Source organism: Pseudorhodoplanes sp. (genome assembly GCF_035565795.1).
Taxonomy (GTDB): domain Bacteria; phylum Pseudomonadota; class Alphaproteobacteria; order Rhizobiales; family Xanthobacteraceae; genus Pseudorhodoplanes.
Genome location: NZ_DATMRV010000114.1, coordinates 1 through 21,296 on the forward strand (window position 1 = coordinate 1; position 21,296 = coordinate 21,296).

Below are 21,296 nucleotides of genomic sequence, written 5' to 3' on the forward strand. Positions count from 1 at the left end.
GCCGCTTGCAGCTGCGGCCAGCAATTCGACCATCAGGCCTGCACCGAAACCCTTGTAACCGCCGCTCGGCGCCATTGTGCCTTTCAGCGCGACATCAGGATCCGTGGTGGGCTGACCGTCCGGTCCGAAAGCCCAGCCTTCGGGAATCGACGCACCGGCGCGCTTCTTGCGCATCACTTCGCTTTTCGCGATGACGCTGGCGCTCTGATCGATCGAGATGGCGGCGCCGCCCTTGCCATCGGGTGCGGCGATGGCAAACGGATTGGTGCCGACCACCGCCTTGCGGCCACCGAAAGGTGCAATCGAGGCCGGCGCGTTGGTGTAGCCAAGGCCCAGCAATCCGGCGGCGGCCAGCCGCTCGGTATGATAGCCGAGCACGCCGCAATTATAGGAGTTGCGGATCGCAAGTCCGGCAATTCCCATCTCGCGCGCGAGCGGTATCAGAGCCTTGAAGCCGGCGTCGATGGCCGGATGCGCGAAACCGCTTTTCGCATCGACCACCAGCAGCGAAGGCTTCGGCTTGCTGACCTCCGGGACAGCCTTGCCGTCCACCTTGCCGCAACGCAGATGCTCGCAATAGGTCGGCACATAAGCGAGCCCATGCGAGGCAATACCATCGGCCTCGGCCGCAGTGACGGCGGCGGCCAGCGGTTGCGCCTGCTCCTGCGTCGCACCGGCCGCAAGGAGCGCCGACAGCGCCAGCGCATTGATCTCGTCCAGGCTCATCTGCACATTGCTCATCGGCGCAACTCAATCCGCATCTCAATCATTGTCGATCATGCCGGCACCCGCACCTTCTCGGCGCGAACGCTCGCTCGCAGGAACGTAGGTCCGGTGCACATATGAAGCGATGCGCGCCCAGGATTGCGGATCGGTTTCGATGCCACGCGTCGATGCCGGCCTTGCTGGCACGGCAGAAGGCTGGCCCCGCGCGATCGCGCATCGGACTTCGGATGCATCCGGGACATCGAGGATCGACAGATCGCCGGCCGGATCTCCCTTTTCATCCAGCGTCAAACGCATCCCGTTCACGTCAAGCTCAAGTGAGCGTTTCAGGATGCGCGCGGCCGCGGCTACGAATGGCGCCAGCAGCAACGGCCGCGCCACCGGACCGGCGACCAGGGTATCGGTCGTCAGCCGATCGGCATAATCGGAAAGAGTTGCGCCGAGTGTGATTGGGCATATCGACGCATCGGCATGCCAGTGCCCGAAGACTGCATCGAAGACCGGCGTGATTTTCTCGCGCTGATCGTGGCGCTCCAGGACATCGCTGAGCGCGGGCAGCGGATCGGCACCATGAGCCGCCAGCCAGCGCACGGCCTTGGCGCCCTCCTCGCTCAAGCCCCAGGACAGGCCAGCACCGCGGACGGCCTTCCTGGTCTCGGCTTCGAGCTCGTTCAGCGACCAGGTCATGCGTCGCGAGCCTCAAGCTGCGGGAGCACCCAGTCATCGGCATTGCCCCGGCCGATCTCATCCAGCAGCGGCGCATTCTGGAACATGGTGATGCGCACCCAACGATCCGATTTGGGATCGAACCGCGTGGCGCCGAAGCAGGCGAGCTTGGCTCGCAAGAGGTCGATCGGACGCATCTGCGCGGACAGCAGATTGTCTCGCACCTCCGCATAGGGATGCCGCGCCGAAATCTGGATCCGGCGAACCAGATGCCGGAATTGCGGAGCCTGCAGCAGAAACTCCGCAACGCGCGCGTTGCGCTCCCGTGTTCGGAGCGCGCGGTAAAGATCCGCGACGTCACGGGCTATCCCAAGCGGCTGCTCCAGCTCGGCGCCCTCTTCCGCACCCCGCTCGCCCAGTCGCGGCTCGAGCTTCTCCTCAGAGACGTACCAGAAGCGCGCCTGAGCCGAGGGGTTTCTGAAATCCGTTTCGATCGCGAAGCGATAATTCTGCTCGATCAGCGCCGCGAGCGCCCCGAGGGTCATCCTGCCGTCGATGGGGAATTCCGCGCCCTCATCGCAGGACATCGTTTCCGCAAGATCATCCACGACCGGGCCATGCGGCTCGATCAGCAAAGAGACCAGCATTTCCTGCGCTTCGAGACCAAGCGACGTTTCCGCCCATCGATACAATGTATCCAACGGCAGGAGCCCGGATGGGCCAGCGTCAACTCTTGCGGCCAGGGTGCCGAGATCGACGTCAAGAGCCTCGATGCGTTGCTGCTGCCTGGCGTCGGTCGTAGTCCAGGATGCGACCAGCTTGCGGGCGCGCGCAATCAGAGACGGCAGCGCAGTCCATGCGGCTGGATCTTGCAGACTGCGGACGCGCGCCAGTGCTGTCTCGCGCGCAGTGATCCAGCGATCAAGCAATGCTGGATGGTTGATCAGGAACGGCGCCATGCCAAGGCCGGTGGCATTGCCGACGCCGAGGGTCCGTCTCAACTCCGGCGCAAGCGTCGTTGCGTTACCCGGCGATCTCGTTCTGGCGCTGTGATCGACCAGGTCGAGCGTGAAGGCGCGGATCAGAAAGACAGCAAGCATTTCCGCCTGGAAAGGCGCGCTGAACTCCTCACGATCGCAGATCGCTTCGCGAACCGCCAATCCGAATTTGCCGCTGCCGTAAACCGCCGTGGTGCGCATCAGATAGCCGACCGGCGCGAGATCCTCCGCGCGCGGCTGCTGTCCTGACGCGAGACATGATGCGACATGATCGAACAGACGCACGCTCTTGTTGGCGCGCGCCAGCACGATTTCCGTGTCACTGACGCGCCCGGCCTCCTGACGCGGGACGTTAGCGCGAAGCCGCTCGATGTCCGCAGGCAGTGGATCGCCATCGAACAGTGCGAAGGTCGCGTCCCATTCCTCGGCGATGACGCGATCGGTCCGCTTCTCCGGCGGCAGATCATGTGCGAAGGCCACAAGGCTGTAACTGCGCACTGGCCCCGCGGCACGATAGACAGCGAAACCCTCGCCTCGCTCATTGACGTCCCATCGCACGCATGACAGCCGCCAGGCCTCACTGTCGAGCCTGCGCAGCAGGACACGCATGAAGGACAGGCGGGTCTGATGAAAACTACCGAGACGATCGAGGCGCATCACCGTATCGGGCGAGCGCATATCGACGGCGAGTCCACTCTCCCGATGGGGTGCGGCTTCCCCCGTAACATGAATAACGGGTTCGGGCCGCGTCATCATCAGACGCCCTTGCCCGCAGAGCGCTTTGCGGATGCGCCGTGTTGGGGCCGTTCCGCCTGTTCAGGGCCGAAGGATCGCTCGAAGAAGTCGAGCCAGTTGCCTCCCATGATCTTGTCGATGTCAGCCTTCGCGAAGCCGACATCCGCAAGTCCGTCGGCGATGCCCGCGAACTGCGTGTTGTTCCTGAACCAGTCCGGTTGCGGCGGAAACACAGCAGCGCCGAGCGCACCGGACGCACCGCGCGAGTCGCGCGTCCAGCGGCCGACGCGCATCCATTCAACCACCGAATCCGGTTGATCCTGGCAGAGGTCAGAACCGATGCCGATGCGATCGACACCCATCAACTCGGCGGTGCGAGCCACCATCTCGCAGAAGCTGCGCAAAGTGCAGCCCGAGCCGCCCTTCAGATGCAGCGGATAGAGAGAGAAGCCCAGCATCCCCCCGCTTTGGCCAAGCGCCTTGAGCACCGCATCGGATTTGTTGCGCGGTACAAGATGCCATGACGACGGGTTGGCATGCGTGATGGCGATCGGCCGCGACGACAATTCGATCGCCTCAAGCGTCGAACGCTCGGCGGAATGTGACATGTCGATGACGAGTCCGACCCGGTTCATCTCGCGGATCACTTCGCGGCCCATGCGGGTGATGCCGGGATCTTCGGCCTCGTAGCAGCCGGTCGCAAGCAGACTCTGGTTGTTGTAAGAGAGCTGCATGAAGCGGACACCGAGCCGATGCCAGATTTCGACCAGCGACAGATCGTCCTCGATCGGCGCGGGATTCTGAAAACCGAAGATCACTGCGGTCCGGCCGCTCTGCTTTGCGTGGCGCACGTCATCGGCCGTGACGGCCGGGCAGATCAGATCGGGATAGTCCTGAAACCAGCGATTCCACTGGCCGATATTGGCGATCGTTTCACGGAAATTCTCGTGATAGCAGATCGTCACGTGGATCGCCGTGACACCGCCCGCGTTCAGCTCCCGGAAAATCTTCTCCGACCAGTTGCAGTATTGCAGGCCGTCGATGAGGAAGCGATCGCTTGCGGTCATGGCCCTACTCCGGCGCTCCCGCGTTGATGTAGGACGTCTTCATCGCGGTGAAGAACTCGACCGCGACGCGACCCTGCTCCCTTGGTCCGTACGAGGATTTCTTCCGTCCGCCGAACGGCACGTGATAGTCGGTCCCCGCGGTCGGCAAATTCACCATCACGCAGCCGGTCTTCATGTGGCGGCGGAAATGGTTGGCGCGGGCGAGCGACTTCGTAATGATGCCCGAAGTCAGTCCGTACGGCGTGTCGTTTGCCAGCTGCAGCGCCTCTTCGTAGCTGCCGGCCTCGATCACGCAGGCGATCGGGCAGAACATTTCCTCGCGGTTGACCCGCATGTCGTTCTTCGTGCCGATGAACAGCGTTGGCGCAAAATAATATCCTTCGGTGCGCCGCTTCAGTCGCTCGCCGCCACAGACGCGCTCGCACCCCTCTTTTTCGGCGAGCTTCACATAGTCGAGCGCCTGCGCGAGTTGCTTCTCGTCCACCACCGGACCGATCTGCGTGCCCTCGTCGAGAGCGTGCCCGACCACCAGCGCCTCGGCCTTGGCCTTCAGCTTGGTGACGAACTCATCATGCACCTTGCGATGTACGATGAGGCGAGATGAGGCGGTGCATTTCTGGCCCGAACCGAAATACGCTCCGTTCAAGGCATGCGCGACCGCAAGCTCCATGTCGCCGTCGTCCATCACGACCAGCGGATTCTTGGAGCCGAGTTCGAGCTGGATGCGGGTAAAGTTCGGCGCTGCACGGGTCGCGACCTGCTGGCCGATCTCGTAGGAGCCGGTGAAGGTGACAGCATCGATATCGGGGCTTGCCGCGAGTGCATTGCCGACGACGCCGCCCGATCCCATCAGCAGGTTGAACGTGCCGGGCGGCAGGGTCTGCCGGCTGAAGGTCTCTGCGAGTTGCCACGCGATCGCGGGTGTCGCACTCGCCGGTTTCCAGATCACGGCATTGCCGAAGGCCAGCGCCGGCGCGATCTTCCAGCAAGCGGTCGAGAGCGGGAAATTCCACGGAGAAATGACGGCGACAACGCCGATCGGCTCGCGCCGGACATCGACCTCGATGCCGGGCCGTGTTGAATCGACGGCGTCGCCCGAAATCCGCAGCGCTTCGGCGGCGAAATACTGGAAAAACTGGCCGGAGCGAAAAACCTCGCCGACACCTTCGGCGCGCGGCTTGCCCTCTTCGCGGGACAGAAGTTCGCCGAGTTCCTGGCTACGGGCGCAGATCTCGTCGCCGATCGCCATCAGGGTCTTGTAGCGCGCCTCGAGCTGCGAAACGCCCCAGGCTGTGGCCGCGCTTCGCGCAGCGACTATCGCCTCACCAACCTGAGCGGGCGTGGCTTCGGCAAAGTGACCAATGATGTCGGAGATGTCGGAGGGGTTGACGCTGGGTCGGGTCGAACCACCGGCAACCCAACGTCCGCCGATATAATTGTGCTTGTCCGACGCCATCGTCACCACTCAGCGAGTTCCGCCCGGTATCGGACGCCGCCGGCACATTTCGGTCAATTCGGAAATACGGTATAATATTTCGGTTTTCCCGAAATTGGATCGGATCATGCGCACGTCCCTTGCCACCCTCCGTGTGTTCGCGGCCGTTGCGGAATCGGGCAATATCCGGCTCGCAGCGACCCGGCTTGGCCGCACCCCGTCCGCGATTTCCGAAAAGCTGAAACAATTCGAGCAGGACATTGGCGCGCCATTGTTCGAGAGCGGGCGCAAGAACCGGCTGACGCCGGTCGGCAGCTTCGTCCATACCCAGGTCCGCGACCTCCTCAGCCATGTCGACCGCAAGCTTGCGTCGCTGCAAGCCTATTCGCGCAATGCGATCGGCCGCATCGATATTGCCTCCGTTCCCTCGATCGCCACGACGCTCCTGCCCGCGGTCATTGCCCGCTTCCGCAGCCAATGGCCTGCTGTCGAGATCACCGCACGCGATGCGGACTCGCGCAGCGTCGCCGATCTCGTGCAATCGGGCACTGTCGAGCTTGGCATCGCGAGCATGCCGAGCGAGCGCCGCGCGCTGGTGTTCACGCCGCTGTTCGAGGAGCCGCTCGGAATCGTGTGTCGGCGCGACGACCCGCTCTATCGCAAACGGGGCGGCCGCCGCTGGTCGGATCTGCAGGGCCGCACCTTGCTCGCGAACGCGATCTCCGACGCGCATGCAATCGACGCCGTGCCTCCTCCGGCTCAGGCGCCGATCGTTGTCTACAACGTGCTGTCGCTGCTGGCGCTGGTGCGCGCCAATATCGGCATCACGATCCTTCCCCAACTCTCAGTCAACGAACCGCAAGTCGATATCGGCTTTGTCCCGATCGACGAACCCGACGCACGGCGCACAGTCGGGGCGATCACCCGCGCGGGAGAGGTTTTGTCGCCGGCGACGGCCGCTCTGTTGCAGATCATACGCGATCAGCTGATACAGATTGCGGACGACTTCTCGATCACGCTGATGAGTGACGGCGCGATCTCCGAACGCAGCTAGTTCTGCTGCGCTGTGGGTGCATCTGCCGGTTTCTCGCCGGGCCGATCGCCACCGATATCGACGTATTGCAGGCGAAGGAGCACGTCCTTGACCTTCTGAAGGCGCGCCGCGAACAACGATTCATGAGGGCGAGCCGCCAGCGCATTCTGGATCTCGGTCGAGAGCATATGCAGCTCATCCGCGACGGCCGGATGAGAGCCGATGAGTCCGCGTTGCAGCCGGACGCATGACCTTATCACTGAATCGGCGCGATCCTTCCACCGTTCGGAGGCGCCGAGCGTCTTGTCGCACAGCGCCATCCCCTCGGTGCAGACATCGCGCAGCATTTGCAGGAGCTGCCGTCGCCCTACCGCGCGACCGTCAATAACCGGATCGGTCATGATTGCGTATCCCCATGAACGGGGCACCAGGTTTCCGCCCCGCTCGCGAGAAGCATATCAGCTTTTGGCGAAAGTGCCCGATCAGGCACGCTTGTCAGTCACAATCAATCGGTGTGCCAGGAAGAACCGCTCTCTGATCCTGCGGAAATCTGTCCAGCACGACCTGCAACTGCCGCGCCTCATCTTCTAGTCCGATCCAGCGCAGCTTGCGGATTAACTTTGTCAATTCCACAGGCGTGGGCAGCTGCGACACATCGACGGATGCCTGGATACCGGCTTTGTTGTCCATGAACGTTCTCCCGGTTGAGCGTCTGGTCTTGATTGCCCCCGCCCCCGTTGAGACGAGCCGGTCCGGATCCACGAAGCCGGACGCTCGCTCCTTGACCGCCTAGCTGCTGGCAGTCTTCCCGCCGTTCGCCAGAAACCGGTTCATGGAAGTCACGAATTTCTGACTTTCGGCGAAAAACTTCTGGCTGTCCTTCGACATCGTCTCCATGCGACGGGCCATCCAGTCCTGATAGGCCTTGGCAGCCTCCGGCAGTGACTTGGCGGACGACAGCTTTGCTGTCAGATCAGACGCCAATTCCCGCTCCAGTTCGATGCGTGCCATCCAATCGGCATTGGCCTGTTCGATCAGCTTTGAGAATTCCTTCTGCATGTCAGCGATGACCTCGCTTTGACCCATGCCCAACTTTGTGAAGTCAGCTGGATTGAACATCGACATTGGCCACTTGGTTGAAGGCTCGCTCGATGACATGAGAACTCTCCTGCCTACGCCGGGGTTACGCGTCGCCTAAGCCGCATCAAAGTCCGCCGTATTGACCTTCCTCAAAACTGATATTGGACGGCCCACGAAATAATGTCTGCTCTTGAGGGTTTCTGATCATGCCGCCAGCGGCATCATCACCGCAAGCAGTCCGGGAAACTGACGACGATGCGGGCGCGATGAAACGGCAGTCTATCAGCGACCGTTCGTTTCGTCATCCTATCAACTCGCGGACCTGCCGGAGAGTTTAAATGCGCGCGAAAATTTTTGCTGTGGCATTCACCATCTGCATATGCGCTGCTTGGGAGCGCGGTCCCGATGCAGGGCAACCGAACGAGTCAATGCTGCATGGCAGCAACACGAATTTGTCAGCGGCGAAAAAACGAAAACCGCCACACGCAGCGCCACCGAATGCGATCTATCAGCCACGGCCACACTGGAGGGGGCCTGCCGATCCTTCCATTGGTCCCGACGGCCGGCCATATCCAGTCCCGGAATATCTTCGAAATCAATGTTATATTGATGACGGCTATGGCCGCTTCTCAGCGTGCAGCAGCAGAACCTGACCAGTGTGTAGCGCGAGAAAGTTGATAGGTAATCGCTGTCAGCCGCGATCGCGCAGGATCCTGCGGATGACCTTGCCGGTCGTTGTCATCGGCATTTCATCGATAAACTCTATCTCGCGCGGATATTCGTGTGCAGACAGCCGTGTCCGCACGAAATCCTGAAGTTCCGTCACGAGAAGCTCGCGAGGCGTCGAGACGACGGGTTTCAGCACAACGAAAGCTTTCACAATTTCGGTACGCAGCGCGTCCGGTTTGCCGACCGCAGCGGCCAGTGCGACTGCGGGATGACGGATCAGGCAATCCTCGATCTCGCCGGGACCGATGCGATAGCCCGACGAGGTGATGACGTCATCATCACGCCCGACAAAATGAAAGTAGCCATCGTCGTCGACCATCCCCTGATCGCCGGTCGTCATCCAGTCGCCGACGAACTTGTCCCGGGACGCATCCGGCCGCCCCCAATATTCGAGGAACATCACCGGGTTCGGGCGGCGAACCGCGATTTGACCAACCGAACCGGGCTTAAGCGGCGCGCCATCACTGCCGATCACCGCAACCTCATGTCCGGGCACCGGCTTTCCGATAGCGCCGGGCCGTGACACGCCGAGCATCGCGCAGGAGGACAACACAAGGTTGCATTCCGTCTGCCCGTAAAATTCATTGATGGTCAGGCCGAAGGCGTCCCTGCCCCATGCGAATGTTTCCGAGCCAAGCGCTTCGCCGCCCGATCCGATGCTGCGCAGACGCAGATCGTATCGGCCTCGCGGATTGGGCGCCGAGCGCAACATCCGCAACGCGGTCGGCGGGATGAAAGCATTGCGCACGCCGGTGCGCGCCATAAGCGCGTAGGCTTCTTCCGGATCGAACTTGTCGAAGCGGCGGGCGACAACCGCAACGCCGTGATGCAACGACGGTAGCAATGCGTCGAGCAGGCCACCGGCCCAGGCCCAGTCCGCCGGCGTCCAGAACAGATCGCCCGGCTGCGGGAAGAAATCGTGCGGCAACTCGATGCCGGGCATATGACCGAGCAACACGCGATGCGCGTGCAGAGCGCCCTTGGGCGGCCCCGTGGTGCCGGACGTGTAAATCATCATCGCCGGATCGTCGGGCGAGGTGTCTTCCGGCGTAAATGAGTCGGACGCGGCCTGCAGCAGCAGGTCAAAGCCGACAGCCCCGGCAGCCTCGCCATCAATCGAAACTACGAGCTTCAGATCCGGCGGCGACTCGGAGAGGGCTGCAAGCTTCTCGAGTCCGTAGCTATTGGTGATGACGGCCTTCGCGCCGGAATTCTGCAACCGATATGACAGGGCTTCGCTGCCAAAGAGCAGTGCGAGCGGCAGCGCGATACCAGCCAGCTTGTAGATCGCAACATGTGCGATTACCGCTTCCGGCGTCTGCGGCAGGAGAATCGCGACGCGATCGCCGCGGGCAATGCCATGCGCACGCAGCGCGTTGGCAAGCCGGTTCGACTGCTGCATCAGGGCGCGGAATGAAATGCTTTCGGTTCGACCGTCGCCATGTGCATGAATGATGGCCGTGCGATCCGGGTCGCGCAGCGCCCAGCGATCGCAGACATCGACGCCGATATTGTAACGAGCAGGTATCTCCCAGCGAAAGTCGCGATAGAGCCTGTCGTAGTCGTAGATTGGAGAAAGCATCCCGGTCCTTGCGGACAGGAAGCTAGTCGGGCAAGGCTCGCACGTCCAGCGATTGGTGCACGCGATGAATGAAGGCCGCCCCGCTATGCCGCAATGGCGCCCGATGACGGCAGCCGATCTGGCCGGCGCGTACGATCTGTCGACGCGCAGCCACCCGGACTTTCCGGAACGGCGGGATGTGCTCTTCGAAAAATTCCGCCTGTTTCCACGCGGCTGTTTCGTGCTGGATGGGCCCGGCACCGAAATCGCGGGCTATTGCTTCTCGCATCCCTGGGAGATAGGGGCACCGCCGGCGCTCGATACGATGCTGCAGGTATTGCCGCTTCAGCCGGCGGCGTATTTCATCCACGATGTCACCGTGGATTCATCGCTGAGACGCATGAACCTCGCGTCGAGCCTTGTGCCGCGACTCGTCGAGATCGCGCGCAGCATTCCCGTCGGCCATATGACGCTGGTCGCCGTCAGCGGCAGCGAGCCGTTCTGGGCGCGATCGGGATTTCGTAGAACCGCCGACGAGGGATTGCAGGATGCGGCACGGCGCAAATATGGCGCGGGCGCCGTTCACATGACACGCGATACCGCGTGAAACACTAGTTCGCGACTTGCGCAGACCGCTGCTCGGGCGCGGCAAGAACCAGCGCCCAGAACACCTTGTATTTGGTGTTCGGCACATAGACCGCAGCAATCCCCATATGGGTCGCGCCTCTCAGCAGCATGTTAGCCTTGTGTGACGGCGAGTCACGCCAGCCGGAAAAGGCCTCGGCCAGCGTGTGATAGCCAGCACCGATATTTTCCGCGCCGGTATGCGCCTTGTAGCCGGACTTGCGGAGACGCTGCTGGAAGTTGCCCGCGACGTTGTGGTCGAGCTTGTCCTTGGTGGCCATGGCGCGCGCCTGCTCCTCGGCCATCTTCATCAGCTGCGGATCGAGCGTCACCTCACCCAGCATGTTGTTGCGGCGATAGCCGGAGATCATCGAAGCGGCAGCCTGCGGATCGAGTTCGGCCCCGGCCTTCGCCATGCTCTGATAAAATGACGGCTGCGAGGGCGGCGGCTCGGTCGCACAACCGAACAGCGTGAGCCCAAGCCCGCACAGAAACGCCACAGACATTGGACGGCCGTCCGTCATGACCTGAAAATCCCCGATCCCCCGAAATGGCCGCAAATTGGTAACCGAACGGTAAATCCGGTTCAGAGCCTCAAAATCACCGGCCTTTCGGCTTTTTTTTGACCGCGGGTTCCAGAGCTGGCGATTCAGGCTCCAATTCGGCCCCGTCGCCGTTGGCGAGGCCCTCAATGTGGATATACCGATGCGGGTACGGCATCACGATGCCTTCCGCGCGGAACCGCTCGAGGATCGAGAAACAGACATCGCTCTTGATCCCGCCGCCGTCGCCGAGATTGCGCACGACCCAACCCAGCTCGAAATTGATCGCACTTTCGCCGAAGCCGGTCAGCAGCACGCTCGGTGCCGGATTTTGCATGATATGCGGGTGCGCCTTCGCGATTTCGAGCAGTATTTCGCGCACCTTGACGACATCGCTGTCGTAGGAGACGCCCAGCGTCACCGCGACGCGGGCGAAGGTGTCGGTGTGTGTGCGGTTCTTGACCACCTGGGTGATCAGCTCGGAATTCGGGATGATCACACTGGAACGGTCGCCGGTCTCGATTTCGGTCGCGCGCACATGAATGCGACGGACGCGGCCCTCCTCGCCTTTCACGCTGATGATGTCGCCGACACGGATCGGCCGTTCCGCGAGCAGAATCAAGCCGGAGACGAAATTCGACACCACCGATTGCAGGCCGAAACCGATACCGATCGACAGGGCACCGGCTACCAGCGTGATCTTCTGGAAATCGACGCCGAGCTGGGCCAGAGCAAGCGAGATCGCCGCGATCACGCCGACATAGCCGAAGATCGTCGAGACCGAATTCTGCAGGCTCGGGTCGAGCGTTGTCTGCGGCAGGAACCGCGTATTGAGCCAGGCCTGCACCGCACGCGTCGCGAGCGTGCCGATCAGCACGATCGCAAAAGCGATCAGGATCGACGTCAGCGAGATCGACAATTCGCCGATGCGGAAGCCGAAGGTGGCATCCTTGAGCACGCCGACAAAGTCCGCGGCAAAAATGCCCCACGGACCGAGCAGCGGCATCAGCACGACAAGCACCAGCAAGAGACGAATGACGGCCGAGACCAGCGTGCCGAGCAGTCCTATCGAACGCGGCTTGAGCCCGAAGAAGTTCGCGACCGCGCGTCCCTTCGGCGAAGACGCTGTCAGCACCTCGGTGAACAACGCATCGATGAACGTGAGGAAGATATAGAGCGCACCGATCAACCCAAGCGCCGAGAGGAAGCGGCCGGCGAGGAATGCGGCAAGCCCGATATAGCCGGTGACCAGCGCCGCGATCATGCCGATCGACAGCAGCCACCCCGCGCTCCGCAGCCAGCCGGCGCCGGCGACGTCGTCTTCCAGCGACACGCGGCTTCCCATCAGGAACAGAAAGTGGCACAGCAACGCGACGATGACTGCAGAAAAGATTGCGTTGGTGGCGATCGTCAGCGTTACGGGCGCGACCACGGTCTGAAGCACGGCGTTGAGGAAAATGACCGCGGCCAGGATGCGCGCCGCCCAGATCAGCTTTCCTGCAATCAGGCGGGCGGTATCTTCTTTCACCGACAGCAAGCGCCGATCGGGTTCGCCCGGCGCAAACAGACCGACTGCGACGCCGCGCCCGAAAGCCGCCACCGCGACCGCGATCACGAGCGTCAGCCCGATATTGCCGATGCGTTCGGTCAGGAGGCCGAACGCATTGAGGATCAACAGCGCCCCGAACACGATCGCCGGCGCGGTGACGGTGACGCGAATGAGCGAGAGAATCGCAAAGAACGATTTCGCGAAACGTGTCCCGAGTTGCTTCGGCCTGAAGTCACGGCGAAAGTACCAGCGCAGGAAGAAACCGGCGCAGGCGAGGAACGCGGCCAGCGCGAGACCGGCCGCGGTGAGCTTCCAGGCGGTCGCCGTGGCGCGCAAGTGATCGGCCCACCCTTGCGCGACAAGAACGACGCCATGCCATGCATCCGGCGCTGCCTTGGCAGCCTGCATCCAGAATCCTGGATCGAGGGCACTCGAGGTTCGTCCCAGCAATTCCTGCGTGAATAATGCCCGGCGTCGCTCGGTGATGCGCACCGAGAGATTGTCTGCGCGCAGCATCAACAGGCGGGCCTGCTTGAGCGCACCATCCAGGGCCGATCGCCGTTCCTCGAGCCGCGCGCGCTCCGCCGTGAGGTTCGGATCTTCCTTCGCTTCACCCTCTTCCGGCGCTTCCCCAAGCTGCTTCAGCCGTGTCTCGACATCGGCAAGCCGGCTTTCCAGCGAACTGATGATCTCGCGCAACTCGTCCCGGACGGGCTCAAGCTTGCCACGATGCTGAACCAGCGTGGAATCGCCGAGATCGGGCGCGCGCAGAGACGTCTCGATCTGCTCGATCGTCTCCCGCAGCGGTTCGATGGCGGCCATGGTCCGCGAGAGTCTGGGACGCTTCGCCCCGTCCTTTGACGGTTCAGGCTGCTCATCCTCGCCGACCTTGGCGCCCTTTTTTGCAGGGGCTGCGGCCTTGGACGCCGGAGCGTCAGCCTTGGGAGCGGCTTTCTCCTGCGCGATGCTCACGGAGGGAACCGCGGCCGCGGCGACACAAAGAGCCAGGGCCACGAGCGCGTGGCGGATCAGATGATGAATCGGCATTGAATGTGTCAAACAGCGGAATCTGCAGGGAATGTGGCATGCTCGCCCACGCAATCCCCCCATGCAAGCCGCCGCGCCTGCCGGAAAGCCTCGCCGTCGCGCTTAGACAAGGTCTGCCGGCGCGAAACGCCTGTCGCCTCGCACAGTTTCAGCGCGACCGTGCCGCCCCGCACCTGAACGGGCGCGATGACCCGCGCAGCCACAGGGTGCGCCGGATGGCGGGATGCCGCAATATAAACGTACTTTTCGTCCTCCCACGGCACGTCCGCCGACTTGATGCGGCGATGCATGCGGGATCGCGCTACCCGGCGCGAGAAGTGGCACCAATCCGGCGATTGAAGCGGACAGGCCAGCGCATGCGGACACGGCGCAACCAGATGCGCCCCGGCCGCGATGAGCCTGTCACGGACAGTAAGGATTCGTGACCATCCTGCCGGTGTCCCGGGTTCGATGACAATGATCGTGTCGCCTGTCGCCTGCCATAGCCGGTCGACAAGCGGCGCAATCCCGGCCGGCGAAATCTCGTCAAGCACATAAGCCAGCATGACAAGATCGCGACATTCTTGCGGCTGCGCTGACGACGCGAGGTCGGACGCACGCCAATCGACGCGCGCCAGATCGATAGTCGATAGCAGCGCTTCGCCCCATCGCCGGATCGAGGGACTGCTCTCGATCAGAGTGGCTTCAGACAGGCCCGGCCAGCGATCGCGGGCGGCGAACAGCGCTGTGCCAGGTCCCGCGCCAGCATCAAGCAGGCTCTTGGGCGAGAAATCCGGGCGCAGTTCCGCAACCGCGTCGATGCTGGCCCGGATGGCGGCATAGGTCGCCGGCATGCGCACCGCGAGATAGGCGCGGGCAGACAGATCGTCGGAGATGTGCGCCCGGCCGTCGCGTGTCTCGCTGCGATAGCGCGTGGAAAGCCGCTCGGCCGCGGCGCGCAGATCGGCAAGCGGCACGCCTTCCAGCGCGTTGTCGACGGCCGCCCGAATAAGAGGTGGTAGTTCCATGCGAGGCGCACGCTAGACGCGGTTCTCGCTGAAGACCAGCGTTCGCGTACGGCTACCAGCCGGACTTCCGGCGTCAGCGCCGGCGCTGTGGCGACGTCTCGCAGCCGCCAAGAAAGACGCGGACCGCGATGCGCACCGTCTCGTCCACTTTCGCTTTCTGCGCGGCGCGTGGCATGCCGATCAGCCAGCCAAGCTGGTGCTCGCCGATCAGCATGTCCAGAAACAGCACGGCCAGCCGATAGGGATCCTCGTCGATCAACCGGCCATCCTTTTGGTGGCGCTCGATCCATTTCGCCACGATCGCGTAGGCCGAGCTCGGGCCGCTCTGGAAAAACAATCGTCCGGCTTCGGGAAAGGTCCGGCCGATCGACACCATCAGGCGATGGAATTCCAGAATCGGCGGTGTCAGAACCATCGCAACGAAGGACTGACCGATCTGGGTCAACTGCTCTTCGAGCGAGCCGTCGGCATCGATCGCAATCGCGAGAGTGACGTCGTCGCATTTCTGGCGGACGACTGCTTCGAACAAACCCTGCTTGCCACCGAACCACGCGTAGATGGTTGCCTTCGACCCGCCCGCGACGCTTATGACATCGTCGATTGAAACGTTGTCGTAACCCTTTTTCAAAAACAGCGGAGCAGCAAGGCGGACGATCCGATCGCGGCGCGGATCGGACTTGTTTGCGCCTCCTTGAGCCGGTTTTGGCAACACTTTCTCTGCCGCACGCCTCTTGGGCGCGGGTGCTTTCGTATCGTGAACTGACATGCGGTTTACCAAGACGGACGATGTACCCATCTAGCGCCAAAACTTTTCTGTTGCACCAGTCACGAACTTAACTGTAACGTACAGTACAGTACTGATAACGAATAAACAAGAAGCGCTACGGGAGGACGTGAATGCAGGCCGGATATCGGCTGGTCAGCTATGCCGACAGCAATGGAGCGCCGGTCGCGGGTATTCTCGCGGCGGGCCGCGTCGTTCCGGCGACGAGCATTCTCGGCGCCAGATTCTCCAGCGTGATGGAGATCCTGCGCTTCTGGGATGAAACGAATCCGCGCCTTGCGAAGGCGTGTGAAGACAAAGGCTTTGCCGACAAGGGCACTCCGCTCGCCTCGATCAAATTGCTGGCGCCGCTTCTCTATCCCGGCGCCTTTTACTGCGCAGGCGCGAATTACTGGGACCATCTCAACGAGATGGCCGCGATCGCCAAGCAGACGACCGGACGCGACGTACACATCACGAAGCCGGCAGAACCCTGGTTCTTCCTGAAGACGGCCGCGGGCTCGATCATCGGCGACGGTGCTCCGGCCCGTCTCCCGAATTTCTCCAAGCAGGTCGACTGGGAAGCCGAGATCGGCGCGGTCATCGCGCGCCCGACGCGCAACATTTCCGAGAAGGATGCGCTGAGCGCGGTCGCCGGCTATCTGATCGTCAATGATCTCTCCGCCCGCGATCTCATGAAGCGCGAAGGATCGATCTTTGTCTATGACTGGATCGGACAGAAGTGCTTCGAGGACGCGGCGCCGATGGGCCCTTGGCTCACGCCGACTGCCTACATTTCCGACCCGAACAATCTCTCCATCAAGCTATGGGTGAATGGCGTCCTGAAGCAGGATTCCAACACCAGCAAGATGGTGCACAACACCGCCGAACAGATCGCCTATCTCAGCCGTCACATCACGCTGCAGCCGGGCGACGTGATCGCGACCGGCACGCCGGCGGGCGTCGGACTTCCCAAAGGCGAATTCCTGAAACCCGGCGACGAGGTGAAGATCGAGATCGCCGAACTCGGCACACTGACTAACAAGATGGTCGCCGACTTCGCGTAGACGAATTGTGTTTGTAGGAGTGCGTGATGCCTTCCGCCGCCCAGATGAAGATTGCGGATCTCCTCAAAGGGATGCTGCGACTGAAACTGTTCGTCATCTTTTCGCAAGGCAAGGGCCTCGACGTGACGCCTTATCTCGCCGATCACCTGCAATACATGATCGAGCTCGAGCGTGAGGGAAAGCTGTTCGCTTCCGGGCCGCTCGGCGATCCCTCGAAGGCAGACGGCATGACCATCGTGCGCGCTGCCGACGAAGAGGAAGTTCAACGTATCGCGCTGAAGGATCCTTTCGTCGTTCACGGGATCAGGACGTTCAAGATCGTTCCGTGGACCGTGATGGAAGGCTCGCTCAGCGTGACCGTCAATTTCTCGGACCAGACCGCGAAGATTTCCTGACCCACACCGCCACCAAGAGCGGAGCAAGAGGGGAGCTTGCAATATGCAGACGATCGGCTTCATCGGCGTCGGAAAGATCGGTCTGCCGATCTGCGAGCATCTGATCAAGGCGGGCCACAAGGTGATCGGCTATCGCCGCTCCTCGCTCGCCGATTTCGAGAAACTCGGCGGCGTCAAGGCGAAATCGCCCGCCGATGTCGGCGCGCAGGCCGACATCGTTTTCACCTGCCTGCCGACCGACGCAGCGCTGGAAGACGTCATCAATGGTGCTGATGGCCTGATCAAGTCTTCGCGGCCCGGTCAGGTCATCGTCGAGTTCGGATCGCATCCGGTCCCGGTGAAGGAGCAATATGTGAAGCCGCTGGCCGGCAAGGGAGCGACCTTCCTCGACGGCGAAGTCTCGGGCACACCTGGCATGGTGGCCGCCAGGAAGGCTGTGATCTATCTCGGCGGACCTGCCGACGCAGTAAGGACAATCGAACCGGTTGTCGCCGACTTCGCGGACTCGTGCATGCATCTCGGCGGCTTCGGGGCCGCAACCAAGGTCAAGCTCGTCAACAATTTCCTCGTCGCGCTGCATATCGCCGGCACGGCGCAAGCAATGGCGCTCGGACTGAAAACCGGCGTCGACAAGGACCTGCTGATCAAGGCGGTTGCGACCGGCAGCGGCGGCTCGACCGCGTTTGCTATCCGCGCGCCATGGATGGCGGAGCGTAAATTCCTGCCGCAGCAGGGATCGGCCGCCGGTCTCGCGCACTACCTCGACACGGCAAAGGACATGGCCGCGGAGGCCGGCGTCGCAACCGACCTGCTCGACAGCCTGATCGATATCTACGCACGCGCGGTCCCGAATATCGGCGACCGCGACGTGGCAGCCATTCTCGAACATTTCGAAACCCGCCGAAACTGAAGGAGCCATCTCCATGATCGGAGTGCGGAAAATCTCTCATGCGAGCTACGAGACACCGGATCTCGAGCATCAGCTTGAATACTACACCGACGTACTCGGCCTGACCCTGATCGCGCGCGAGCGCGATGCGGCCTATCTCGCCAGCACGAACGAGCATCACTCGATCATCCTGCGCAGCGGATCGCATCCCCGCTGCACGCGGATCGGCTTCCAGCTCGGACCGAACGATGACCTCGACGCCTTCGAGAAGCAGGTCGCGGCCCACGGCATCAGGACCGAGCGCAAGAAGGATCCGGAGCCGACGATCGCCGACATGGTGTCCTTCGAGGATACCAAGGGCACCGTCATGGAGGTTTTCCGGCAGCCGGAATTGCAGAAGCAGCCCTTCACCAGCAAGGGAGGCGTGGTGCCGCACAAGCTCGGCCACATCGCGTTCCACGTCACGGATGTGCAGCGCGCAACGCGCTTTTATTGCGACGTGCTCGGCTTCCGCGTGTCGGACTGGATGGGTGACTATTTCTCGTTCCTGCGCTGCAGCCCGGACCACCACACCATCAACCTGGTCGAGACCGGCAAGAACAAGCATTTCCACACCGCGTTTGAGCTGCGCGACTGGGCGCACATGCAGACCGCGCTCGATTACATCAGCAGGCGCGGATACAAGACATTGTGGGGTCCGGGCCGTCACGGCATTGGTCATAATCTGTTTTCCTATCACCGCAGCCCGAACGGCCTGATCACCGAACTGTTCGCCGAACTCGATCTGATGAAGGATGAGGCGCTCGGCTATTTCGAACCGCGGCCCTGGCACCGCGACAATCCGCAGCGCCCGAAGACATGGCCGAAGACTCCGGAAGCGGCCAATCTCTGGGGTCCGATGCCGCCGGACGAAATGATGGAATAGCGGTCCATCGAATTCAGCAACCGGCCACCAAGAGCCGGGTCAACACACGATACGCAAAACGGGAGGTATGCAAATGAACGTGGCATTACGCACGTTGTGGGCGCGTGCTGTCGCTCTGACCGCGATGTTGTTTCTGACAATTTCTGCCGCAACTGCGCAGGCACCAAAGGGCGATCCGATCAAGGTCGGCTTCAGCATGTCGCTGACCGGCGCGGTCGCGCCGAACGGCCAGCAATTACTGCAGGCACTGGAAATCTGGCGCGACGACGTGAACGCGGCCGGCGGGCTGCTCGGGCGCCCGGTTGAGCTCATCCACTACGACGACCAAAGCAACCCGGCGAATGTGCCGGCGATCTATCAGAAGCTCCTGTCGGTCGACAAAGTGGATCTGCTGCTCGGACCCTACGCGACCAACATGACGGCACCCGCCATGCCGGTCATCATGCAGGCCGGCAAGACCACGATTTCCATGCTGGCGGTCGGCGTGAACCGGCACTTCAATTACGACCGCTATTTCTCGATGGTGCCTATTTCGAGCGAGGGCGTCGCCGCTTTTTCGCGCGGCTTTTTCGAACTCGCGGCGGCGCAGAAGCCGAAGCCCGTGACGATTGCGATGGTCGCGGCCGACGCGGAATTCGCCCGCACCGCAGCGGATGGCGCCAAGGAGAACGCGCAGAAGCTCGGCTTCAAGATCATCTTCGACAGGAGCTATCCGCCCACGACGACGGATTTCGCCCCGATCATGCGCGCGGTCCAGGCGGCCAATGCCGACCTCGTCTTCGTGGCGTCCTATCCGCCGGATACCGTCGGGATCGTAAGGGCGTCCCACGAAATCGGTCTGAAGCCGAAGATGTTCGGCGGCACCATGATTGGCCTCTTGGCGACCCCGCTCAAGGTGCAGCTCGGACCGCTTGCCAATAACCTCGTGATCATGGAGAGCTTCACACCCATCTTCAAATTCCCGGGACTTCAGGACGTGCTCGCGAAGTATCGCGAGCGGGCAAAGGGCATGAAGATCGATCCGTTCGGCTATGGCTTCGTTCCGTTCGGCTATGCCGCCGGACAGATTCTCGCGAAGGCCGTGACCGAGACCAAGAGCCTCGACCACGACAAGATCGCGAAATACATCCACGCCAACACGTTCGACACCGTCGCCGGACCGCTGAAGTTCGGCTCCGATGGCGAATGGGCGGAGCCGCGTACGGTGTTCTCGCAATTCCAAGGCGTCGTCCCCAACGACGTCGCGCAATTCCGCGACGGTGAGAAGCAGCCGGTGCTGTGGCCGGAGAAATTCCGCAACGGGACGATCGTCTACCCTTACGCGAAGAATTGACGGCACCGGAGGGTTGCACATGGCGCCGCCGGGCCACCGGCGGCGCCTTTTGCCGCACCGCGACTTTGCTTGCATTTGCAAGTAATATCGATTTCGTCTAACTCGTTCGGTCAGGAAAAGTAACAAACCGGGGAGGACAGCATGAAAGGCAAGATTGCTCTCGAGGAGCATTTCGCCATTCCAGACACGCTTGAGGATTCGAACGGCTTCCTGCCGGATCAGATCTGGACCGAGCTGAGTGCGCGCCTCCTCGACATCCATGGCAAGCGCCTGCAGCAGATGGACGAACACGGCATCGAGATGATGCTGCTGTCACTCAACGCGCCGGCGATCCAGGCCATTGCAGATGTGAAGAAGGCCAACGAACTCGCGCAGAAAGCAAACGACTTTCTCGCTGAGGAAGTCGCGAAGCGTCCGGACCGCTTTCAGGCGCTGGCTGCGCTGCCGATGCAGGATCCCGACCTCGCAAGCCTCGAATTGCAGCGTTGAGTGAAGGACCTCGGCTTTGTCGGCTCACTGGTCAACGGCTTCTCGCAGGCGGGCGATCCGAACATCCCGATCTATTACGACCTCAAGCAATACTGGTCGTTCTGGGCCGAACTCGAGAAGCTCGACGTGCCGTTCTATCTGCATCCGCGCAACCCGCTGCCGCAGGACGCGCGCATTTATGACGGGCACCCATGGCTGCTCGGCCCGACCTGGGCATTCGGTCAGGAAACTGCGGTGCACGCGCTGCGACTGATGGCGTCAGGCCTGTTCGACGCGTACCCGAATCTGAAGATCGTCCTTGGCCATATGGGCGAAGGCCTGCCCTACTCGATGTGGCGCATCGACAACCGCAACGGCTGGACGACGCATCTTCCGCATAAGTATCCCGCCAAAAAGAAACTCGCCGAATATTTCCACGCGAATTTCTGGCTGACCACGTCCGGCAATTTCCGCACCCAGACGCTGATCGACGCGATCCTGGAGATCGGCTCGGATCACATCCTGTTCTCGACCGACTGGCCGTTCGAGAATATCGATCACGCGGCGATCTGGTTTGACGCTGCATCGATCAGCGAAAACGACCGCATCAAGATCGGCCGCACCAATTGTATCGATCTGTTCAAGCTGAAGATTTGA

At 62.1% G+C, this 21,296-nt stretch carries 20 protein-coding genes and 1 pseudogene; 8 read left to right on the forward strand and 13 right to left on the reverse strand.

Annotated features, from left to right (window positions below; translation table 11 throughout):
• The 5 genes from VNZ93_RS11055 to VNZ93_RS11075 all read right to left on the reverse strand — a co-directional run.
• A partial coding sequence (locus VNZ93_RS11055) for an Ldh family oxidoreductase (RefSeq protein ID WP_325704317.1) occupies nucleotides 1–741 on the reverse strand: 741 nt, incomplete at its 3' end.
• 21 nt (nucleotides 742–762) lie between these two features.
• Nucleotides 763–1,413: a DUF3726 domain-containing protein gene (locus VNZ93_RS11060; RefSeq protein WP_325704320.1), complete on the reverse strand. Its 651-nt coding sequence runs from the start codon at nucleotides 1,411–1,413 to the stop codon at nucleotides 763–765.
• A complete protein-coding gene (locus VNZ93_RS11065; protein ID WP_325704323.1) occupies nucleotides 1,410–3,068 on the reverse strand; it encodes a hypothetical protein in 1,659 nt (552 codons plus the stop codon). Before VNZ93_RS11065 ends, VNZ93_RS11060 begins: the two co-directional genes overlap by 4 nt.
• A 77-nt stretch (nucleotides 3,069–3,145) precedes the next feature.
• On the reverse strand, nucleotides 3,146–4,192 hold the full coding sequence (locus VNZ93_RS11070; RefSeq protein WP_325704326.1) for a membrane dipeptidase: 1,047 nt from the start codon (nucleotides 4,190–4,192) through the stop codon (nucleotides 3,146–3,148).
• Between the two features lie 4 nt (nucleotides 4,193–4,196).
• Nucleotides 4,197–5,648, reverse strand: a complete 1,452-nt coding sequence (locus VNZ93_RS11075; RefSeq protein ID WP_325704329.1) for an aldehyde dehydrogenase family protein — start codon at nucleotides 5,646–5,648, stop codon at nucleotides 4,197–4,199.
• Between the two features lie 106 nt (nucleotides 5,649–5,754).
• Here VNZ93_RS11075 and VNZ93_RS11080 point away from each other — a divergent pair, with 106 nt between their 5' ends.
• Nucleotides 5,755–6,681 (forward strand): LysR family transcriptional regulator, encoded by a 927-nt coding sequence (locus VNZ93_RS11080; protein ID WP_325704330.1) that lies wholly within the window; start codon nucleotides 5,755–5,757, stop codon nucleotides 6,679–6,681.
• Here VNZ93_RS11080 and VNZ93_RS11085 read toward each other — a convergent pair.
• The 4 genes from VNZ93_RS11085 to VNZ93_RS11100 form a co-directional block, all read right to left on the reverse strand.
• Nucleotides 6,678–7,061, reverse strand: coding sequence for a hypothetical protein (locus tag VNZ93_RS11085; protein ID WP_325704332.1), 384 nt, complete (start codon nucleotides 7,059–7,061; stop codon nucleotides 6,678–6,680). The two genes, VNZ93_RS11080 and VNZ93_RS11085, sit on opposite strands and share 4 nt — an antisense overlap.
• A gap of 94 nt (nucleotides 7,062–7,155) precedes the next feature.
• Nucleotides 7,156–7,350, reverse strand: coding sequence for a hypothetical protein (locus tag VNZ93_RS11090; RefSeq protein ID WP_325704335.1), 195 nt, complete (start codon nucleotides 7,348–7,350; stop codon nucleotides 7,156–7,158).
• Between the two features lie 99 nt (nucleotides 7,351–7,449).
• Nucleotides 7,450–7,818 (reverse strand): hypothetical protein, encoded by a 369-nt coding sequence (locus VNZ93_RS11095; RefSeq protein ID WP_325704338.1) that lies wholly within the window; start codon nucleotides 7,816–7,818, stop codon nucleotides 7,450–7,452.
• Between the two features lie 613 nt (nucleotides 7,819–8,431).
• Entirely contained in the window at nucleotides 8,432–10,051 is a 1,620-nt protein-coding gene (locus VNZ93_RS11100; protein ID WP_325704340.1) for an acyl-CoA synthetase, read from the reverse strand.
• Between the two features lie 64 nt (nucleotides 10,052–10,115).
• Here VNZ93_RS11100 and VNZ93_RS11105 point away from each other — a divergent pair, with 64 nt between their 5' ends.
• Entirely contained in the window at nucleotides 10,116–10,637 is a 522-nt protein-coding gene (locus VNZ93_RS11105) for a GNAT family N-acetyltransferase (protein ID WP_325704342.1), read from the forward strand.
• A 4-nt stretch (nucleotides 10,638–10,641) separates the two neighbouring features.
• On the opposite strand, the gene VNZ93_RS11110 is transcribed toward VNZ93_RS11105, so the two are convergent.
• The 4 genes from VNZ93_RS11110 to VNZ93_RS11125 form a co-directional block, all read right to left on the reverse strand.
• Complete coding sequence (locus VNZ93_RS11110) at nucleotides 10,642–11,160, reverse strand: CAP domain-containing protein (protein WP_325704345.1); 519 nt, start codon at nucleotides 11,158–11,160, stop codon at nucleotides 10,642–10,644.
• Nucleotides 11,161–11,254: 94 nt separating this feature from the next.
• Nucleotides 11,255–13,792 (reverse strand): DUF3772 domain-containing protein, encoded by a 2,538-nt coding sequence (locus tag VNZ93_RS11115; RefSeq protein WP_325704348.1) that lies wholly within the window; start codon nucleotides 13,790–13,792, stop codon nucleotides 11,255–11,257.
• Between the two features lie 8 nt (nucleotides 13,793–13,800).
• The gene (locus VNZ93_RS11120) at nucleotides 13,801–14,799 is read right to left on the reverse strand and encodes a small ribosomal subunit Rsm22 family protein (protein ID WP_325704351.1); all 999 of its coding nucleotides are present in this window, start codon (nucleotides 14,797–14,799) and stop codon (nucleotides 13,801–13,803) included.
• A gap of 73 nt (nucleotides 14,800–14,872) precedes the next feature.
• A complete protein-coding gene (locus VNZ93_RS11125; protein ID WP_325704354.1) occupies nucleotides 14,873–15,508 on the reverse strand; it encodes a TetR/AcrR family transcriptional regulator in 636 nt (211 codons plus the stop codon).
• Nucleotides 15,509–15,696: 188 nt separating this feature from the next.
• On the opposite strand from VNZ93_RS11125, the gene VNZ93_RS11130 reads away from it, so the two are divergent.
• The 6 genes and pseudogenes from VNZ93_RS11130 (at nucleotide 15,697) to VNZ93_RS11155 (ending at nucleotide 21,296) form a co-directional block, all read left to right on the forward strand.
• Complete coding sequence (locus tag VNZ93_RS11130; RefSeq protein ID WP_325704357.1) at nucleotides 15,697–16,629, forward strand: fumarylacetoacetate hydrolase family protein; 933 nt, start codon at nucleotides 15,697–15,699, stop codon at nucleotides 16,627–16,629.
• Nucleotides 16,630–16,655: 26 nt separating this feature from the next.
• A complete protein-coding gene (locus VNZ93_RS11135) occupies nucleotides 16,656–17,024 on the forward strand; it encodes a YciI family protein (protein ID WP_325704359.1) in 369 nt (122 codons plus the stop codon).
• A gap of 43 nt (nucleotides 17,025–17,067) precedes the next feature.
• Nucleotides 17,068–17,934, forward strand: a complete 867-nt coding sequence (locus VNZ93_RS11140) for an NAD(P)-dependent oxidoreductase (protein ID WP_325704362.1) — start codon at nucleotides 17,068–17,070, stop codon at nucleotides 17,932–17,934.
• 13 nt (nucleotides 17,935–17,947) lie between these two features.
• Entirely contained in the window at nucleotides 17,948–18,838 is an 891-nt protein-coding gene (locus VNZ93_RS11145; RefSeq protein ID WP_325704365.1) for a VOC family protein, read from the forward strand.
• 73 nt (nucleotides 18,839–18,911) lie between these two features.
• Nucleotides 18,912–20,171: an amino acid ABC transporter substrate-binding protein gene (locus tag VNZ93_RS11150; RefSeq protein WP_325704368.1), complete on the forward strand. Its 1,260-nt coding sequence runs from the start codon at nucleotides 18,912–18,914 to the stop codon at nucleotides 20,169–20,171.
• A gap of 141 nt (nucleotides 20,172–20,312) precedes the next feature.
• Nucleotides 20,313–21,296 (forward strand): annotated as a pseudogene (locus VNZ93_RS11155) (amidohydrolase family protein).

Excerpts from the sequence above, each read along its gene's own strand:
- VNZ93_RS11065 (WP_325704323.1), bottom strand. The coding sequence starts at position 3,068 with ATGCGCTCGCCCGATACGGTGATGCGCCTCGATCGTCTCGGTAGTTTT.
- VNZ93_RS11070 (WP_325704326.1), bottom strand. The coding sequence starts at position 4,192 with ATGACCGCAAGCGATCGCTTCCTCATCGACGGCCTGCAATACTGCAAC.
- VNZ93_RS11120 (WP_325704351.1), bottom strand. The coding sequence starts at position 14,799 with ATGGAACTACCACCTCTTATTCGGGCGGCCGTCGACAACGCGCTGGAA.
- VNZ93_RS11110 (WP_325704345.1), bottom strand. The coding sequence starts at position 11,160 with ATGTCTGTGGCGTTTCTGTGCGGGCTTGGGCTCACGCTGTTCGGTTGT.
- VNZ93_RS11105 (WP_325704342.1), top strand. The coding sequence starts at position 10,116 with ATGAATGAAGGCCGCCCCGCTATGCCGCAATGGCGCCCGATGACGGCA.
- VNZ93_RS11130 (WP_325704357.1), top strand. The coding sequence starts at position 15,697 with ATGCAGGCCGGATATCGGCTGGTCAGCTATGCCGACAGCAATGGAGCG.
- VNZ93_RS11115 (WP_325704348.1), bottom strand. The coding sequence starts at position 13,792 with ATGCCGATTCATCATCTGATCCGCCACGCGCTCGTGGCCCTGGCTCTT.
- VNZ93_RS11090 (WP_325704335.1), bottom strand. The coding sequence starts at position 7,350 with ATGGACAACAAAGCCGGTATCCAGGCATCCGTCGATGTGTCGCAGCTG.
- VNZ93_RS11075 (WP_325704329.1), bottom strand. The coding sequence starts at position 5,648 with ATGGCGTCGGACAAGCACAATTATATCGGCGGACGTTGGGTTGCCGGT.
- VNZ93_RS11080 (WP_325704330.1), top strand. The coding sequence starts at position 5,755 with ATGCGCACGTCCCTTGCCACCCTCCGTGTGTTCGCGGCCGTTGCGGAA.
- VNZ93_RS11095 (WP_325704338.1), bottom strand. The coding sequence starts at position 7,818 with ATGTCATCGAGCGAGCCTTCAACCAAGTGGCCAATGTCGATGTTCAAT.
- VNZ93_RS11060 (WP_325704320.1), bottom strand. The coding sequence starts at position 1,413 with ATGACCTGGTCGCTGAACGAGCTCGAAGCCGAGACCAGGAAGGCCGTC.
- VNZ93_RS11100 (WP_325704340.1), bottom strand. The coding sequence starts at position 10,051 with ATGCTTTCTCCAATCTACGACTACGACAGGCTCTATCGCGACTTTCGC.
- VNZ93_RS11085 (WP_325704332.1), bottom strand. The coding sequence starts at position 7,061 with ATGACCGATCCGGTTATTGACGGTCGCGCGGTAGGGCGACGGCAGCTC.
- VNZ93_RS11150 (WP_325704368.1), top strand. The coding sequence starts at position 18,912 with ATGAACGTGGCATTACGCACGTTGTGGGCGCGTGCTGTCGCTCTGACC.
- VNZ93_RS11145 (WP_325704365.1), top strand. The coding sequence starts at position 17,948 with ATGATCGGAGTGCGGAAAATCTCTCATGCGAGCTACGAGACACCGGAT.
- VNZ93_RS11140 (WP_325704362.1), top strand. The coding sequence starts at position 17,068 with ATGCAGACGATCGGCTTCATCGGCGTCGGAAAGATCGGTCTGCCGATC.
- VNZ93_RS11135 (WP_325704359.1), top strand. The coding sequence starts at position 16,656 with ATGCCTTCCGCCGCCCAGATGAAGATTGCGGATCTCCTCAAAGGGATG.